The 15,469-nt window shown below is 67.6% G+C and carries 17 protein-coding genes; 2 read left to right on the forward strand and 15 right to left on the reverse strand.

Annotated features, from left to right (window positions below; translation table 11 throughout):
• Window positions 1-16 precede the first annotated feature (16 nt).
• Window positions 17-631, forward strand: coding sequence for an SRPBCC family protein (locus tag AC1DSC_RS01765; RefSeq protein ID WP_369664293.1), 615 nt, complete (start codon window positions 17-19; stop codon window positions 629-631).
• Window positions 632-645: 14 nt separating this feature from the next.
• A complete protein-coding gene (locus AC1DSC_RS01770) occupies window positions 646-1,668 on the forward strand; it encodes an XdhC family protein (RefSeq protein WP_018903096.1) in 1,023 nt (340 codons plus the stop codon).
• Window positions 1,669-1,683: 15 nt separating this feature from the next.
• Here AC1DSC_RS01770 and mnhG read toward each other — a convergent pair whose 3' ends face one another.
• The 15 genes from mnhG to rpsA all read right to left on the reverse strand — a co-directional run bounded on the left by mnhG (window position 1,684) and on the right by rpsA (window position 15,428).
• Window positions 1,684-2,040 carry a monovalent cation/H(+) antiporter subunit G gene (gene mnhG, locus AC1DSC_RS01775; RefSeq protein WP_012746743.1) on the reverse strand — a complete coding sequence of 119 codons (357 nt, stop codon included), beginning with the start codon at window positions 2,038-2,040 and terminating at the stop codon, window positions 1,684-1,686.
• Window positions 2,037-2,315 carry a K+/H+ antiporter subunit F gene (locus AC1DSC_RS01780; protein ID WP_012746744.1) on the reverse strand — a complete coding sequence of 93 codons (279 nt, stop codon included), beginning with the start codon at window positions 2,313-2,315 and terminating at the stop codon, window positions 2,037-2,039. The genes mnhG and AC1DSC_RS01780 overlap by 4 nt, the downstream gene beginning before the upstream one ends.
• Window positions 2,312-2,803 (reverse strand): Na+/H+ antiporter subunit E, encoded by a 492-nt coding sequence (locus tag AC1DSC_RS01785; RefSeq protein ID WP_012746745.1) that lies wholly within the window; start codon window positions 2,801-2,803, stop codon window positions 2,312-2,314. Before AC1DSC_RS01785 ends, AC1DSC_RS01780 begins: the two co-directional genes overlap by 4 nt.
• Window positions 2,800-4,506 carry a monovalent cation/H+ antiporter subunit D gene (locus tag AC1DSC_RS01790; protein ID WP_012746746.1) on the reverse strand — a complete coding sequence of 569 codons (1,707 nt, stop codon included), beginning with the start codon at window positions 4,504-4,506 and terminating at the stop codon, window positions 2,800-2,802. The genes AC1DSC_RS01785 and AC1DSC_RS01790 overlap by 4 nt, the downstream gene beginning before the upstream one ends.
• Window positions 4,503-4,856 carry a Na+/H+ antiporter subunit C gene (locus AC1DSC_RS01795; protein ID WP_012746747.1) on the reverse strand — a complete coding sequence of 118 codons (354 nt, stop codon included), beginning with the start codon at window positions 4,854-4,856 and terminating at the stop codon, window positions 4,503-4,505. Before AC1DSC_RS01795 ends, AC1DSC_RS01790 begins: the two co-directional genes overlap by 4 nt.
• Window positions 4,856-7,807 (reverse strand): monovalent cation/H+ antiporter subunit A, encoded by a 2,952-nt coding sequence (locus AC1DSC_RS01800; RefSeq protein WP_012746748.1) that lies wholly within the window; start codon window positions 7,805-7,807, stop codon window positions 4,856-4,858. The genes AC1DSC_RS01795 and AC1DSC_RS01800 overlap by 1 nt, the downstream gene beginning before the upstream one ends.
• Before the next feature lie 87 nt (window positions 7,808-7,894).
• The gene (crcB, locus tag AC1DSC_RS01805; protein WP_012746749.1) at window positions 7,895-8,272 is read right to left on the reverse strand and encodes a fluoride efflux transporter CrcB; all 378 of its coding nucleotides are present in this window, start codon (window positions 8,270-8,272) and stop codon (window positions 7,895-7,897) included.
• 31 nt (window positions 8,273-8,303) lie between these two features.
• Window positions 8,304-9,605 carry a TRAP transporter large permease gene (locus AC1DSC_RS01810; RefSeq protein ID WP_012746750.1) on the reverse strand — a complete coding sequence of 434 codons (1,302 nt, stop codon included), beginning with the start codon at window positions 9,603-9,605 and terminating at the stop codon, window positions 8,304-8,306.
• On the reverse strand, window positions 9,598-10,107 hold the full coding sequence (locus AC1DSC_RS01815; protein WP_012746751.1) for a TRAP transporter small permease: 510 nt from the start codon (window positions 10,105-10,107) through the stop codon (window positions 9,598-9,600). Before AC1DSC_RS01815 ends, AC1DSC_RS01810 begins: the two co-directional genes overlap by 8 nt.
• 21 nt (window positions 10,108-10,128) lie before the next feature.
• Window positions 10,129-11,097, reverse strand: a complete 969-nt coding sequence (locus tag AC1DSC_RS01820) for a TRAP transporter substrate-binding protein (RefSeq protein WP_012746752.1) — start codon at window positions 11,095-11,097, stop codon at window positions 10,129-10,131.
• A gap of 213 nt (window positions 11,098-11,310) precedes the next feature.
• Complete coding sequence (locus AC1DSC_RS01825) at window positions 11,311-11,652, reverse strand: ComEA family DNA-binding protein (protein WP_012746753.1); 342 nt, start codon at window positions 11,650-11,652, stop codon at window positions 11,311-11,313.
• Between the two features lie 149 nt (window positions 11,653-11,801).
• Window positions 11,802-12,980: a lipopolysaccharide assembly protein LapB gene (lapB, locus tag AC1DSC_RS01830; protein ID WP_012746754.1), complete on the reverse strand. Its 1,179-nt coding sequence runs from the start codon at window positions 12,978-12,980 to the stop codon at window positions 11,802-11,804.
• Window positions 12,970-13,308, reverse strand: a complete 339-nt coding sequence (locus AC1DSC_RS01835) for a LapA family protein (RefSeq protein WP_012746755.1) — start codon at window positions 13,306-13,308, stop codon at window positions 12,970-12,972. The genes lapB and AC1DSC_RS01835 overlap by 11 nt, the downstream gene beginning before the upstream one ends.
• Window positions 13,309-13,353: 45 nt before the next feature.
• The gene (locus AC1DSC_RS01840) at window positions 13,354-13,668 is read right to left on the reverse strand and encodes an integration host factor subunit beta (RefSeq protein ID WP_012746756.1); all 315 of its coding nucleotides are present in this window, start codon (window positions 13,666-13,668) and stop codon (window positions 13,354-13,356) included.
• Window positions 13,669-13,739: 71 nt separating this feature from the next.
• Window positions 13,740-15,428, reverse strand: coding sequence for a 30S ribosomal protein S1 (gene rpsA / locus AC1DSC_RS01845; protein ID WP_012746757.1), 1,689 nt, complete (start codon window positions 15,426-15,428; stop codon window positions 13,740-13,742).
• Window positions 15,429-15,469: the final 41 nt, after the last annotated feature.

The raw sequence follows: 15,469 nt of genomic DNA on the forward strand, positions 1-15,469 counted from the left end.
AAAAAGGAAAACCACCATGGAAATGCTCGGCAACCGCCGCCTCGGCGTCACCCAACAACAGGCCTGGGAAGCGCTCAACGATCCCGAGACGCTCAAGAAGTGCATTCCCGGCTGCGACAAGTTCGAGCTCACGGGCGACAACCAGTACAGCGTGGCGCTGGCGGTCAAGATCGGTCCGGTGTCGGCCAAGTTCAGCGGCAAGGTCGCGCTGTCCGACATCGTGGCGCCCGATGGCTACAAGCTCAGCTTCGAGGGGCAGGGCGGCGTCGCGGGCTTTGCCAAGGGGTCGTCCAGCGTGACGCTGCGGCCGCTGGACGGCGCCGCCGAAGCCGCGCCGGCTGCGCCCGGCTGCGAGCTCGACTACACCGTGCAGGCGCAGGTCGGCGGCAAGATCGCCCAGCTGGGCCAGCGCCTCATCGATGGCGCCGCCAAGTCGACCGCCGACGACTTCTTCAAGCGCTTCGAGGCCGAGATGCAGAGCCGCTACGGCCCGCCGCCGGCCGCCGCGGCCGAGGACACGGCCGAGGCGCCCGCAGAAAAGGCCGGCATGATGTCCGGCCTCATGAAGAAGATCGGCCTCGGCAAGAAGGACGACAAGGACGCGTCCGCCGCACCGGGCGACGCCAGCTAGGAGCGGACCGGGCGATGGAAAATCTCGACGTCATGGTGCTGCGCACGCTGCGCGACTGGCGGCGCGCCGGCAAGCGCGCGCTGCTCACGACCGTGGTGCGCACCTGGGGCTCGTCGCCGCGGCCGGTCGGTTCGATCATGGCGCTGGCCGACGATGGCGCGGTGGTGGGCTCGGTCTCCGGCGGCTGCATCGAGGACGACCTGATCGCGCGCTACAGCCATGCGCACGGCAACGGCGAACAGGTGCCCGTGGGCGCGCCGCCCGTGCTCGTGAAGTACGGCATCACGGCCGACGAGGCGCACCGCTTCGGCCTGCCCTGCGGTGGCACGCTGGAGCTGCTGCTCGAATACGACCCCGACGCGGCCTTGCTCGACACCCTCGTAGCCCAGCTGGAGCAAGGCCGGCTCATGCAGCGCACCGTCACGCTTTCGACCGGTGCCGTGCGCCTGGCCGAAGCCACCGCGCCCGATGCGCTCAAGGTGGACGACACCGAGCTCACCAACACCTTCGGCCCCGAATACCGCATGCTGCTGATCGGCGCCGGCCAGCTGGCCGAATACCTCGCGACCATGGCCAAGTTCAGCGGCTTTGCCGTGACGCTGTGCGACCCGCGTGCCGAATACCGCACCGCATGGACGCTCGCCGGCGTGGAGATCACGACCGAGATGCCCGACGACGCGGTGCTGGCCTTCAAGCCCGACCGCCGCAGCTGCGTGGTGGCGCTCACGCACGACCCCAAGCTCGACGACCTTGCGCTGCTCGAAGCACTGCAGAGCGAGGCCTTCTACGTCGGCGCGATCGGCTCGCGCCGCAATGCCGAGGCGCGGCGCGGCCGCATGATCGAGCACTTCGGCCAGACGGAGGAATCGCTCGCACGACTGCGCGGACCCATCGGCATCTACATCGGCAGCAAGACGCCGCCCGAGATCGCCGTGAGCGTGATGGCCGAGATCCTGGCCGTGAAGAACGCGGTGACGCTGCCGCGCGAAATGGAAGTGGCGCGCGCCAAGGGCATGCAGCAGCTCGCGATGAGCTGATCCCTGCCGCCGGTTTCAGCCCGGCTTGGCCGCCGGCGGCACGTCGCCGCCCTTTTGCCGTTCGCGGAAGAGCGCCGCGCGCATCAGGAAGATGGTGGTGATGGGCGCCGTGAGCGCAATGAACAGGACGATCAGCACGGCGTGCAGGAAGAGGCTGAAGCCCTGCACCGAGAAATAGACGATGGTGGCAATCGTCATGCACCACACGCCCACCGTGGCGCCGAGCGTCGGCGCATGGATGCGGCGGAAAAATGTGGGCAGCCGCACGAGGCCGAAGGAGCCGATGGCCGCAAAGGCCGCGCCGAGCACCGCGAACACGGCGGTGACGATTTCCGCCCACAGCGGCAGCGGCCCCACGATGAAATCCGTCATTCGATGACCTCCCCGCGCAGGAGGAACTTGGCCATCGCCGTCGACCCGACGAAGCCGAACAGCGCCGTCAGCATCGCGGCTTCGAAGTACACGTTGCTCGCATAGACGATGCCCAGCACCAGCATCATCAGCATGCCGTTGATGTAGAGGCAGTCCAGCGCCATCACGCGGTCCTGCGCGCTCGGGCCCACCAGCAGCCGGGCCAGCGCGCAGAGCATGGCCACCGCCAGCAGCAGCAGCGCGAATTTCAAGGCCCAGAAAAGTACAGGCGTCATGATTCGAAAATCTCCATCAGGGGGTGCTCGTAGCGCTGCTTGATCATGGCGATGAAAGCGGCTTCGTCGTCGACGTCGAACACATGGATCAGCAGCGTGCTGCTGTCGAACGCGATCTCGCCCCAGGCCGTGCCGGGCGTGAGGCACATGATCATGGCCAGCACCGCGAGCCCGTTCGGGTCGCGCAGGTCCAGCGGCACGTTGATGAACCGCGAGGCGATGCGCGAGTTGCGGCGCGTCAGCAGCCGCCGCGCCACGAAGAGCGCCGATTCCAGCATGTCGGCCACGGCCCGGCCCGCGAGCCGCAGCGCCACCCAGGGCTTGCGCATGCGCACGGTGGCGGGCCGCAGGCCCTTGGTGAGCAGCGGAACCGCCATGGCCAGCAGCGCGGCCGACAGCAGCGTGGCGGCGTCGAGCGACTGGTTGAGCAGCAGCCACACCGCAAACAGCGCCAGCGAGAGCGGCGGCGAAGGAAGCCAGCGCTTCATGGTGCCGGGCCTTTCGCGGGGCCCGCGGGGTTGGGCACCTGCCGCGCGCCCATCACGGCATTGCGGTAGGCGGTGGGCGTGCGCAGTCCTTCGGCGGTGGTGATGGCGTGGCGCATGACGGGGCCGGCCCAGACCGTGAGCGCCACGCTGGCCGCGAGCAATCCGGCCACGGGCAGCACCTCGAGCGCGGGCAGGGCCGGCATGGTGGGATGCGGCTGGGTCCAGAAGTGGCGCATGCCGGTGCGGCTCAGCGCAATCAGCGCGAGCAGGCCCGAAACGACGAGCAGCGCCAGGAAGATCCATGCGGGCACCGAGGTGCCGCCGGTGGAAAACGCGCCCGACAGCATCGCGAACTTGCCCACGAAGCCCGACAGCGGCGGCAGGCCCGCGAGCAGCAGCGTGCAGCCGATGAAGCTCAGCCCCAGGAAGGCCACGCCGGCCGGAATCGCGCGGCCGTAGAGCGCCTGCGCCTCGTCGTCGAGGTTCACGTCGTCGAGCACGCGCAGGTCTTCGGCGAGGAAAGGCGCATTGCCGGCCTTCTCGTGCGGCGCCACGCTCATGCCGGCATTGCGCCAGCGCTCGATCATGTCGGTCAGCAGGAAGAAGGCGCTCACGGCCAGCGTCGAGCTCAGCAGGTAGTAGAGCGCGCCGGCCCACACGGCCGGCTCCCCCAGCCCGATGGCCGCGAGCAGCGTGCCCGCCGACACCAGCACGCTGAAGCCCGCGAGGTTGGAGAGCCGCTGCGTGCCCACGATGCCGATGGCACCCGCGAACAGCGTCGCGAGCCCGATCGCGAGGAGCGCGGATTGCCCGAACGCCGCCGAGCTGCCGGCATCCGGCGCGAAGAGCAGCGTCCACAGCCGCAGCAATGTGTAGACGCCGAGCTTGGTCAGGAGCGCGAACACGGCACCCACCGGCGACACCGCCGCGCTGTAGGCCGGCACCAGCCAGAAGTTGAGCGGCCAGGCGCCGGCCTTGGCGAAGAACGCCGTTGCCAGGATGGCGGCTGCCGCATGCACGAGGCCGCGGTCGGCCGGCGCGAGCTGCGCGATGCGCATGCCGAGGTCGGCCATGTTGAGCGTGCCGGTCGCGCCGTAGAGCAGCGCCGCGCCGATCAGGAAGAGCGACGATGCGGCCAGGTTGATGGCGATGTAGTGCAGCCCCGCCTGCACCCGCAGCCGGCCCGAGCCATGCAGCAGCAGGCCGTAGGAGGCCGCGAGCATCACCTCGAAGAAGACGAACAGGTTGAACAGGTCGCCCGTGAGGAAGGCGCCGTTCAGGCCCATGAGCTGCAATTGCAGCAGCGGATGGAAATGCACGCCGGCGCGGTCCCAGCGCGAGGTGGAATAGATCGAGGCCGCAAAGGCGACCACGCCCGTGAGCGCCACCATCATGGTCGACAGCCGGTCGGCCACCAGCACGATGCCGAAGGGCGCGCGCCAGTTGCCCGGCAGGTAGACGCCGACCGAGCCGGGGCCGTCGCCGGTCTCGGGCGCGTTCACCCAGCGCAGCAGTGCCAGCGCCGCCAGCAGGCCCACCAGGCCCGAGACCACGCTCAACGCCGACTTGGTGCGGCGCCGGCTTTCGCCCAGCAGCAGCATCAGTGCGGCCGTGAGCAGCGGCACCAGGATCGGCACCGCGACGAGGTGCGGCATGCTGAACTCGAGCAGGCGGTCGAGCAGCTGGACCAGTTGCCCCGTCATTCCGCTGCCTCCTGCCGCTCTTCGCCGTCCACGTGGTCGGTGCCGGTGAGGCCGCGCGAGGCCAGCAGCACCACGAGGAACAGCGCCGTCATTGCAAAGCCGATGACGATCGCCGTCAGCACCAGCGCCTGCGGCATCGGGTCGGCGGTGTTGGCCAGCGTGGCGGTGATGCCGTGGATCAGCACCGGTTCGCTGTCGAGCTTGAGCCGCCCCATGCTGAAGATGAACAGGTTGACCGCGTACGAGATGAGCGTGAGGCCCATGATCACCTGGAAGGTGCGGGGCCGCAGCAGCAGGTACACCCCCGAGCCGCTGAGTACGCCGATGGCCAGTGCGAGCACGATCTCCATCAGCGCGCTCCTTCCGGCATGGCGACGGCGGCCGCAGCGGCTTCGGCTTCCTTCTCGCGCTGCTCGTCGGCCCAGCGGTGGCTGCGCACCGACTGGTGGGCCAGCGCGGTGAGGATCAGCATGGTGGCGCCCAGCACCAGCGCGAACACGCCGATGTCGAAGAACAGGGCGCTCGGCACGTGCAGCTCGCCCAGCACGGGAAGATGCAGGTGCGCGGTGTGGGTGGTCAGGAACGGATAGCCGAACAGCACCGCGCCGCTGCCCGTGGCCAGCGCGAGCAGCAGGCCGGCGGCGATCCAGCGGCGCGGATAGATGCGCAGGTGCTCTTCCACCCACTCGGTGCCCGAGACGATGAACTGCAACACCAGCGCCACCGACATCACCAGCCCCGCGACGAAGCCGCCGCCGGGTGCGTTGTGCCCGCGCATGAAGAAATAGACCGACACCAGCACCGCGAGCGGCAGCAGCAGCCGCACCAGCACGGCCGGCACCATCAGGTAGCCCACGGCCGTGTCCTTGGCCAGGCGCGGGTTCAGCAGGTCGCTGCTGCCATCGTCGGCCTGCGCGCGCTGCTGCACCGGCAGGGCCATCGATTCGCGCGCCGGCCGGAAGCGGCGCAGCAGTGCATAGACCGTGAGCGCCACCACGCCCAGCACGGTGATCTCGCCGAAGGTGTCGAAGCCGCGGAAGTCGACCAGCATCACGTTGACCACGTTGGTGCCGCCGCCCTCGGCCAGCGCATGCTCGAGAAAGAAGGGCGAGATGCTTTGCGGAAACGGCCGCGTCATCATGAGCCACGCCAGCGCCGCCATGCCGCTGCCGACGCCGGCCGCCACCAGCAGGTCGCGCCCGCGCCGGCCCCAGGGGCGCAGCCTGGCGCGCGCTGGCTGGACCGCGTCCTTGCTGCGCATCGGCAGCCAGCGCAGGCCCAGCAGGATCAGCACCGTGGTCACGGCCTCCACCACGAGCTGCGTCAGCGCCAGGTCGGGTGCCGAGAACCAGATGTAGGTCACGCAGCACACCAATCCGGCGCCCGAGGCCAGCATCAGCGCGGCCAGGCGGTGGAACTTGGCCTGCCATGCCGCCGCCAGCGCGCAGACGCCGCCGATCAGCCAGGTCATCGCGAACATCGGCGAGAAGGGCAGCAGCTCGCGGTCGCCGCGCGCGACGGGTGCGGTCCAGAGCGAAGCCGCGGCGCCCGCCGCCGCCACCGCGATCAAGAGCAGCAATTGCGACTGCATGCGCCGCGTGCCCAGCAGGCGCCGGCTGCGCCGGCCGGCCTCGCTGAGCTGCGCGAGCAGGTGCTCGAAGATGGCCTGGCCGTCGAAGCGGTGCAGGAGCGGCGTGTGTTCGAGCTTGCCCTCCGCGCGGCGGCGGCGCTGCGACAGGTAGAGCGCCATGCCACCCGCCAGCGCCACGAAGCTCATCGCCAGCGGCAGGTTGAAGCCGTGCCATACGGCCAGGCTGTATTCGGGCAGCACGCCGCCGACCACCGGCGTGGCGGCCGTGGCCAGCAGCGTGCCGACCGACCAGGCCGGCGCCACGCCCACCACCAGGCAGACCAGCACCAGCAGCTCGACCGGCACGCGCATCCAGTGCGGCGGTTCGTGCGGCTGCCTCGGCACCTCGGGACCGCAGGGCGGGCCGAAGAACACGTCGAACACGAAGCGCGCCGAATAGGCCACGCTGAAGACGCCCGCCACGGTGGCAATGACCGGAAGGCTCAGGCTGATCCACGGCGTCGCCTGGATGAACACGGTCTCGGCAAAGAACATTTCCTTCGAGAGAAAGCCGTTGAGCAGCGGCACGCCGGCCATCGATGCGCTCGCGATGATCGCCAGCGTGCCGGTGATCGGCATCAGCCGCAGCAGCCCGCTGAGCTTGCGGATGTCGCGCGTTCCGCTCTCGTGGTCGATGATGCCGGCCGCCATGAAGAGCGATGCCTTGAAGGTCGCGTGATTGATGATGTGGAACACCGCCGCCACTGCCGCCAGCGGGCTGTTCAGCCCCAGCAGCAGCGTGATGAGCCCGAGGTGCGAGATGGTCGAGTACGCGAGCAATGCCTTCAGGTCGCGCTGGAACATCGCGACGAAGCCGCCGAGCAGCAGCGTGATCGCGCCCGCGCCGCCCACCAGCCAGAACCACTCTTCGGTGCCCGACAGCACCGGCCACAGCCGCGCCATCAGGAACACGCCAAGCTTCACCATGGTGGCCGAATGCAGGTAGGCCGAGACCGGCGTGGGCGCCGCCATGGCGCGCGGCAGCCAGAAGTGGAACGGGAACTGCGCGCTCTTGGTGAAGGCGCCCAGCAATATCAGCACCAGGGCCGCCGGATAGAGCGCATGCGCGCGGATCTCGTTGCCCGAGGCGAGCACCACGTCGAGCTCGTAGCTGCCCGCGATGCGGCCCAGCACGATCACGCCCGCGAGCAAACAAAGCCCGCCGGCACCGGTGACCGTGAGCGCCATGCGCGCGCCGCGCCGCGCGTCGCGCCGGTGGTGCCAGTAGCCGATCAGCAGGAAGGAGAACAGGCTGGTGAGCTCCCAGAACAGCACCAGCTGGATCAGGTTGCCCGAGAGCACCACGCCCGTCATCGCGCCCATGAAGGCGAGAAAGAAAGAGAAGAAGCGCGGCACCGGATCGGACGCCGACATGTAGTAGCGCGCATAGAGCACCACCAGCGTGCCGATGCCGAGCACCAGCATGCAGAACAGCCAGGCAAAGCCGTCCATGCGGAACACGAGGTTGAGCCCGAGCTCGGGCAGCCACGCGATCTCCTGGCGCAGCACGTTGCCGCGCGCGATCTGCGGAAAGAACCATGCGGTCTGCAGCGCGCAGCCCAGTGCCACGAGCCCCGCCAGCGTCGACTCCCGGTTGCGCGCGTTCGACGGCATCAACGCGGCCAGCACGCTGGCAATGAAGGGGAGTGCGACGAGAAAGACCAGGGGCATTGCGGTCGATTCTATCGATCGACCCCTCGGAAGATTCCCCCGGAAACCCGCGAAGATCGACGGCCTTGCAGCCTGGCGATGGATCGATCAGGCGGCCAGGGCCTGCACGCTGCGTATGCCCAGCCAGGTCAGGAACAGCGATCCGCCGAGGTGGGCTGCTGCCGTGAGCAGCGCCACGCCCGGCCGGCCTTCGAGAAGCATGGTCACGACCTCGGCCGAGAAGCTCGAGAAGGTCGTCAGGCCGCCGAGAAAGCCCGTGACCAGCGCGAGCCGCCAGGCCGGATCGAGGTCGGGCAGCAGATGGAACGAGGCAATGGCCACGCCGACGAGGTAGCCTCCGACCAGGTTGGCGGCCAGCGTGCCCCAGGGCATGAACCCGCCCGCGCCGAACCACAGCGCAAGGCCCCAGCGCGCCAGCGCGCCCACGGAGGCCCCCATGCAGATGGCAAGAATCGGAAGCAGCATGGGCCTATTGTCGGGGCACGCCTGGCGCTGTTCAGGGCGCCATCTGCTGCGGCAGCCAGGTGACCAGCTGCGGCACGAAGTAGATGATCAGCACGGCCGCCACCATCAGGAAGAACATCGGCAGCGTGACGCGTGCGATGTAGAGCAGGTCTTTTCCGGTCATGCCCTGCAGCACGAACAGGTTGAAGCCCACGGGCGGCGTGATCTGCGCCATCTCGACCACCAGCACGATGAAGATGCCGAACCACACCGGGTCGATGCCGGCGGCGTTGACCGTCGGCATGATGACGCCCATGGTGAGCACCACCATCGAGATGCCATCGAGGAAGCAGCCCAGCACCACGTAGAACGCCGCGAGCATCGCGATCAGCTGGAACTTCGAGAGCCCGAGCGAGCCGATCCATTCGGCCAGGTGGCGCGGCAGGCCGATGTAGCCCATGGCGAGCGTGAGGAAGGCCGCGCCCGCGAGGATCAGCGCCATCATGCAGTAGAGCCGCGTGGCGCCGAGCAGCGCTTCCTTGAAGCTGTGCCGGTTCAGCGAGCCCTGCGCGCCCGAAATGACCATGGCCCCGACCACGCCCACGGCCGCCGCTTCGGTGGCCGTGGCAATGCCCGCGTAGATGGACCCGAGCACCGACAGGATCAGGAGCGCGACCGGGATCAGCGACATCGAAGCCTTGAGCTTCTGGGCGAAGGGCAGTTTCGCATCGGCCGGCGGAATAAGGTCGGGGTTGCGCAGCGCCCAGAACACGATGTAGCCCGAGAACAGCAGCGCGAGCAGGATGCCCGGGATCACGCCCGCAATGAACAGCCGGGCGATCGACACGTCGGCGCTCACGCCGTAGACGATCATGATGATCGAGGGCGGGATCAGGAGGCCCAGCGTGCCGGCGCCGGCCAGCGTGCCGATCACCATGTCGTCCGGATAGCCGCGGCGCTTGAGCTCGGGCAGGCTCATCTTGCCGATGGTGGCGCAGGTGGCGGCGCTCGAGCCCGACACCGCCGCGAACACCGCGCAGCCCACCACGTTGGTGTGCAGCAGCCGGCCCGGCAGGCTTTGCATCCAGGGCGCGAGGCCCTTGAACATGTCCTGCGACAGCCGCGTGCGGAACAGGATCTCGCCCATCCATATGAACAGCGGCAAGGCGGTGAGCGTCCAGCTCGAGGCCGAGCCCCAGATGGTCACGGCCATGGCGTCGCCCGCGGGCCGCGACGAGAAGATCTGCATGGCGATCCACGCCACGCCCGAGAGCGTGAGGCCGATCCACACGCCGCTGCCCAGGATCAGGAAGAGTGCGCCAATCAGCAGGGCCGCAACGGCAATGTCACTCATGGCGCAGGGCCTCCGTCCCGGCCGGCTTGGCCGGCCTTCCGCGCCACTCGATCACGAACTCGTCGAAGGCTGCGATGGCGAACACCAGCGCACCCACGGCCATCGAGAGCTGCGGCAGCCACAGGGGCGTGGCGTCGTTGCCGGTGGAAATGTCGTGGAAGTCGTACGACTGGAACGCCAGCCGCGCGCTGTACCAGGCAAACAGCACCGCGAGCAGGGCGCCCGCACCCATCGCCCAGCGCTCCAGCCAGCGCTGCGCGGCCGGCGGCAGGTTCTGCAGCACCAGCGTCACGCGGATGTGCTCGCCGCGCTTGAGCGTGTGGGCGAGCGCCAGGAAGCCGGCGCCGGCCATCAGGTAGCCGGCATAGGCATCGATGCCCGGAATGTTGAAATGAAGCTGCCGCCCGACGATGGACAGCAGCACCATCACCAGCAGGCCGATCATGAAAAGCGCCGCCAGGGCGGCGGCGCTGTTGTAGAGGAAATCGAGCGTCTTTCGCATCGGTGGCTGTTCGGGGTTGCGTCACATCTTCTTGTACGCGTCGACCACCGCCTGGCCCTCGGGCCCGGCCTTTTCCAGCCATTCCTTGAGCATGGTGTCGCCGACCTTCTTCATGTCGGCCTTGAGGGCCGCGGAAGGCGCGTGCACGGTCATGCCATTTTTCTTGAGCAGGTCCAGGTACTCGAGGTTCTTCTTCTTCGAGAGCTCCCAGCCGCGCTTCTCCGCATCGGCGGCGGCCTTGAGCACGGCATCCTGCGTGGGCTTGTCGATCGCGTCGAAGGCCTTCTTGTTCATGAGCACTGCGTTCTTGGGCAGCCAGGCCTGCGTGTCGTAGAAGTTCTTGATGTATTCGTAGGTCTTGGTGTCGTAGCCGGTGGAGCCCGACGACATGTACGACTCGATCACGCCCGTGGCCATGGCCTGCGAGAGCTCGGCCTGCTGCACCGTGACCGGCTGTGCGCCGACCAGTTCGCCGATGCGCGCGGTGGCGGGGCTGTAGGCGCGCCACTTCACGCCCTTGAGGTCGGCGGCCGAAGCGATTTCCTTCTTCACGAAGATGCCCTGCGGCGGCCAGGCCACCGTGTAGAGCAGCACGATGCCTTGCTCGGCCAGCTTCTTTTCGAGCGCGGGCTTCTGCGCCTGATAGAGCTTCCAGGCAGCGTCGTAGCTGTCGGCGAGGAAAGGAATGCCATCGGCGCCGAACATCTGCCATTCGTTCTGGTAGTTGACCAGCAGGATCTCGCCGAGCTGCGCCTGTCCACCCTGCACCGCGCGCTTGATTTCAGGCGCCTTGAACAGCGAGGCGTTGGCATGCACGGTGATCTTGAGCTTGCCGCCGCTGCCCTTTTCGACATCGTTGGCGAACTGGGTGATGTTCTCGGTGTGGAAGTTGGTCGCCGGGTAGGCGGTGGGCAGGTCCCACTTGGTTTGCGCGAAGGCTGCGGCGCCAAGGGTGAGGCCAGCCAGTGCAATGCCGAACTTGTGATTCATGAGCGCTCCGGAACGTATGAAATTGAAAACGAGTGCGAGCATACGTGCAAATTCCGGGCCACTCCTGAGGCATTTCCCTGCCACGCGGCGCGGCGCTGCGCCCTCCCTTGCCGCTGCGGCGCACGCAAAAAAGCCGCCTTTGCGGCGGCTTTCACTGTGTTGCGGGCCTGACGCGAGCGCGGCATCGGCCCGCCGGCCCCGCGGGCGTTTCGATCAGGGCTTGGCCGGCTTGGCAGCGGCTGCCTTCGCGGGCTTTTCTGCCTTGGCGGCCACTGCTTCGCCTGCGGTGCCGCCGAAGGCCTTGCCGTTGACCGTGAGCCCTTCGGCCGACAGCTTCCCGGCCTTCTTTTCCTTCACGCCCTTCACGCGCTGCATGAAGTCGGGCCAGTCCTTGAACTCGCCTTCCTTGCGTGCGTCGAGGATGCGCTTGGACATGGCAGGGCCGACGCCCTTGATGCCGTCCAGATCGGCAGCCGTGCCCTTGTTGGCATCGACCGCGGCGAACGAGACAGCCGCAAACAGCATGGCCATCACGGCCAGGATTTTCTTCAGCATGATTTTCAACTCCCTGATTTGTTGAGATGACAGTTCGCCGGCAGAAGGTGCCGGCTCGCGTTCAACGGTTCAGGGTAGGGCGGGTTGACGGCCTCGCGCCCTGCGGAGAGCGCGTTCACCATTGTTCCGAAACGTGTTCGGAATGTGGCTCAGAGCTCCTCGACGCGCCGCGGCGGATAGCTGTCCCAGGCCTGGCAACCGGGGCAGTGCCAGAAGTGCTGGTGCGCCTCGAAGCCGCATGCAGCGCAGCGGTAGCGCATCAGCGGCCGGGTGGCCTGGTCGAGCGCGCGCTGCACCTGCGGGTGGAACTGCTCGTGCTCGAAGCGCTCGCCGGCCAGCCAGCGCGAGGCGGCCACCAGCGAGGGCTGCTGGGCGAGGTGTGCGATGTAGCCGTCGCGCGGAGCGAGCGGCTGGCCGTTGGCCGCCGGAATCGCGCTGGTCGGCGAGCCGCCGAGCGCGATCAGCGCTTCGAGCACGTCGATCGAGGGCGAATCGGCATAGTGCCGCTGCAGCAGCGCGAGTGCTTCGCCCTCGCGGTGGGCGGCGACCGCGGCCTGCTGCAGCGCGGCGGCATACAGCGGCAGGGCGAGCGGCGCGGTGTCGCTCAGCGCGACGAGGGTATCGAAGGCCTTGGCGCCGTCGCCATTGCGCAGTTGCAGCGTGGCGGAGTCGATGGCGGGGCGGGGCGCCTGCGGGGCCAGCGCCACCGCTTCGGAGAGCAGCCGGCCGGCCGCGGCCAGGTCGCCGGCCGCCACCTGCTCGGAGGCCTGCTCGCAAAGGTGGTGGGCTCGGCGCGTGCTGTAGCTGGCCTGGTCGGATTCGTCGAGCTTCTGTGCCACGGCGGCGGCCTGGGCCCATTCGCGCGATCGTTCGTAGATGGCCAGGAGCGAAAGCCGCGCCTCGTTCTCGTAGCGTGTGCCTTCGAGTTTTTGCAGCGCGGCTTCGGCGCGGTCGAGCAGCCCGGCGCGCAGGAAATCCTGTGCCAGCGCGTGCTGGGCGCGCTCGCGGTCGCTGCGGCTCAGGTCGCCGCGCCCCAGCAGATGCTCGTGCACGCGCACCGCACGCTGGTATTCGCCGCGCCGGCGAAACAGGTTGCCGAGCGCGAAGTGCAGCTCCTGCGTGTCGGGGTCGTTCTGCACGGCCTCGATGAAGGCGTCGATGGCCTGGTCCTGCTGTTCGTTGAGAAGAAAGTTGAGGCCGCGGAAATACGCCTTGGGGGCTTGCCGGTTCTCGAGCTTGAGCTGCCGGATGTCGAAGCGCGAGGCGAGCCAGCCCAGCACAAAGGCGACGGGCAGGCTGATCAGCAGCCAGCTGGGATCAAAGTCCATGTTGGCGTACGGTGGGCAGGTCGGTGGCGGAAATGGACGGCGGCGCCGCTGCCGGAGCAGGCGTGGATGGTGCAGGCGCCGCGGCTTCGTCGCCGCGCGCGGCCGGAACCTGCGCCGCCGCCGCACGGTGCTTCCACCATCCGGGCAGCATGCCGAGCGCACCCACCACGAGGCCGCCGGCGAAAGCCGCGAGCACGACGAGCACCAGGGGCGCACGCCAATGCGTGCCGAAGAAGAAATAGACGGTCGCGTCGTGCTGGTTGTTCAGCGCGAAAGCAAAAAGCGTAAAAAAAATGGCTGCCTTGAGCAGCCACAGGAGGTATTTCATAGCTGTTCCCGTTGCCGGGAGCATTCTACGTTTGCATCCATGCGATCAGGCCTTGCGGCCCTTGGCGTCGAGCTCGGCGGTCTTGGCGTCGACGGCCTCGCGCAATGCCTTGCCCGGCTTGAAATGAGGCACCCGCTTTTCGGGGATCTGAACGCTCTCGCCCGAACGCGGGTTGCGGCCGATGCGCGGCGGACGCCGGGTGACCGAGAAGCTGCCGAAGCCGCGGATCTCGATGCGGTGCCCGCGCACCAGCGCGTCGCTCATCGCGTCCAGGATGGTCTTGACGGCGTATTCGGCATCGCGGTGCGTCAGCTGCGCGAAGCGCGCTGCGAGTTCTTCGACGAGGTCAGAGCGGGTCATAGGCCAAACAAAAACGTGGACGAAAAAAAAGACAGAGCGGCCCCAGGGCCTGCTCTGTCTTCGGGGGCAGCTTACTTGCTGTCGTTGTTGTCGAGCTTGGCGCGCAGCAGGGCGCCCAGGCTCGTCGTGCCCGCGTTTTCGCGTGCCGACTGCTGGCTCAGGTTGGCCATGGCGCCTTGTTCGTCGACCATGTCCTTCTGCTTGATGGACAGCTGGATGTTGCGGGTCTTGCGATCCACGTTCACGACGATGGCGGTGACTTCGTCGCCTTCCTTCAGCACGTTGCGGGCATCTTCGACGCGGTCGCGCGAGATTTCCGAAGCACGCAGGTAGCCGATGATGTCTTCGCCGAGGTCGATCTCAGCGCCGCGGGCGTCCACGGTCTTGACCTTGCCGGTCACGATCTGGCCCTTGTCGTTCACCGTGGTGAAGGTGGTGAACGGGTCGCTGTCGAGCTGCTTGATGCCCAGGCTGATGCGCTCGCGGTCGACGTCGACGGCCAGCACGATCGCTTCGACTTCCTGGCCCTTCTTGTAGTTGCGAACGGCGGTTTCGCCGGCTTCGTTCCACGAGAGGTCAGACAGGTGCACCAGGCCGTCGATGCCGGCAGCCAGGCCCACGAACACGCCGAAGTCGGTGATCGACTTGATCGGGCCCTTGACGCGGTCGCCGCGCTTGGTGTTCTGCGCGAACTCTTGCCACGGGTTGGCCTTGCACTGCTTCATGCCCAGGCTGATGCGGCGCTTGTCTTCGTCGATTTCGAGGACCATGACTTCGACTTCGTCGCCCAGCGAGACGATCTTGTTCGGAGCGATGTTCTTGTTGGTCCAGTCCATTTCGGAGACGTGCACCAGGCCTTCGATGCCGGGTTCGAGTTCGACGAACGCGCCGTAGTCGGCAATGTTCGTGACCTTGCCGAACAGGCGGGTCGATTGCGGGTAGCGGCGCGAAACGCCCATCCACGGATCGTCGCCCATTTGCTTCAGACCCAGCGAGACACGGTTCTTCTCGGTGTCGAACTTGAGGATCTTGGCGGTGATTTCCTGGCCGGCCTGAACGACTTCGCTCGGGTGGCGGACACGGCGCCATGCCATGTCGGTGATGTGCAGCAGGCCGTCGATGCCGCCGAGGTCCACGAACGCACCGTATTCGGTGATGTTCTTGACCACGCCGCGGACAACAGCGCCTTCCTTCAGGGTTTCCATCAGCTTGGCGCGCTCTTCGCCCATGCTGGCTTCGACCACGGCACGGCGCGACAGCACGACGTTGTTGCGCTTGCGGTCGAGCTTGATGACCTTGAATTCGAGGGTCTTGTTCTCGTACGGCGTCAGGTCCTTGATCGGACGCGTGTCGATCAACGAGCCCGGCAGGAAGGCGCGGATGCCGTTGACGAGCACCGTGAGGCCGCCCTTGACCTTGCCGCTGGTGGTGCCGGTGACGAAGTCGCCCGATTCCAGGGCCTTCTCCAGGGCGAGCCACGAAGCGAGGCGCTTGGCGGTGTCGCGAGAGAGGATGGTGTCGCCGTAGCCGTTTTCAACGCTGCCGATGGCAACGGAAACGAAATCGCCGGCCTGGACTTCGAGTTCGCCCTTGTCGTTCTTGAACTCCTCGATCGGCACATACGCTTCGGACTTGAGGCCGGCGTTGACCACCACGTGGTTGTGTTCGACGCGCACGACTTCGGCCGTGATGACCTCGCCGGTGCGCATTTCGGAACGCTTCAGGGACTCTTCGAATAGGTCGGCAAAAGATTCAGACATTTATGGTTCCTTCCGTCAGGCAGGGTTGGCAGGCGCTCATG

Source organism: Variovorax sp. 01N425 (assembly GCF_056399465.1).

Bases quoted from the DNA above. Each gene is read 5' to 3' on its own strand.
- AC1DSC_RS01765 (WP_369664293.1), top strand. From the start codon at position 17: ATGGAAATGCTCGGCAACCGCCGCCTCGGCGTCACCCAACAACAGGCC.
- AC1DSC_RS01770 (WP_018903096.1), top strand. From the start codon at position 646: ATGGAAAATCTCGACGTCATGGTGCTGCGCACGCTGCGCGACTGGCGG.
- mnhG (WP_012746743.1), bottom strand. From the start codon at position 2,040: ATGACGGATTTCATCGTGGGGCCGCTGCCGCTGTGGGCGGAAATCGTC.
- AC1DSC_RS01780 (WP_012746744.1), bottom strand. From the start codon at position 2,315: ATGACGCCTGTACTTTTCTGGGCCTTGAAATTCGCGCTGCTGCTGCTG.
- AC1DSC_RS01785 (WP_012746745.1), bottom strand. From the start codon at position 2,803: ATGAAGCGCTGGCTTCCTTCGCCGCCGCTCTCGCTGGCGCTGTTTGCG.
- AC1DSC_RS01790 (WP_012746746.1), bottom strand. From the start codon at position 4,506: ATGACGGGGCAACTGGTCCAGCTGCTCGACCGCCTGCTCGAGTTCAGC.
- AC1DSC_RS01795 (WP_012746747.1), bottom strand. From the start codon at position 4,856: ATGGAGATCGTGCTCGCACTGGCCATCGGCGTACTCAGCGGCTCGGGG.
- AC1DSC_RS01800 (WP_012746748.1), bottom strand. From the start codon at position 7,807: ATGCCCCTGGTCTTTCTCGTCGCACTCCCCTTCATTGCCAGCGTGCTG.
- crcB (WP_012746749.1), bottom strand. From the start codon at position 8,272: ATGCTGCTTCCGATTCTTGCCATCTGCATGGGGGCCTCCGTGGGCGCG.
- AC1DSC_RS01810 (WP_012746750.1), bottom strand. From the start codon at position 9,605: ATGAGTGACATTGCCGTTGCGGCCCTGCTGATTGGCGCACTCTTCCTG.
- AC1DSC_RS01815 (WP_012746751.1), bottom strand. From the start codon at position 10,107: ATGCGAAAGACGCTCGATTTCCTCTACAACAGCGCCGCCGCCCTGGCG.
- AC1DSC_RS01820 (WP_012746752.1), bottom strand. From the start codon at position 11,097: ATGAATCACAAGTTCGGCATTGCACTGGCTGGCCTCACCCTTGGCGCC.
- AC1DSC_RS01825 (WP_012746753.1), bottom strand. From the start codon at position 11,652: ATGCTGAAGAAAATCCTGGCCGTGATGGCCATGCTGTTTGCGGCTGTC.
- lapB (WP_012746754.1), bottom strand. From the start codon at position 12,980: ATGGACTTTGATCCCAGCTGGCTGCTGATCAGCCTGCCCGTCGCCTTT.
- AC1DSC_RS01835 (WP_012746755.1), bottom strand. From the start codon at position 13,308: ATGAAATACCTCCTGTGGCTGCTCAAGGCAGCCATTTTTTTTACGCTT.
- AC1DSC_RS01840 (WP_012746756.1), bottom strand. From the start codon at position 13,668: ATGACCCGCTCTGACCTCGTCGAAGAACTCGCAGCGCGCTTCGCGCAG.
- rpsA (WP_012746757.1), bottom strand. From the start codon at position 15,428: ATGTCTGAATCTTTTGCCGACCTATTCGAAGAGTCCCTGAAGCGTTCC.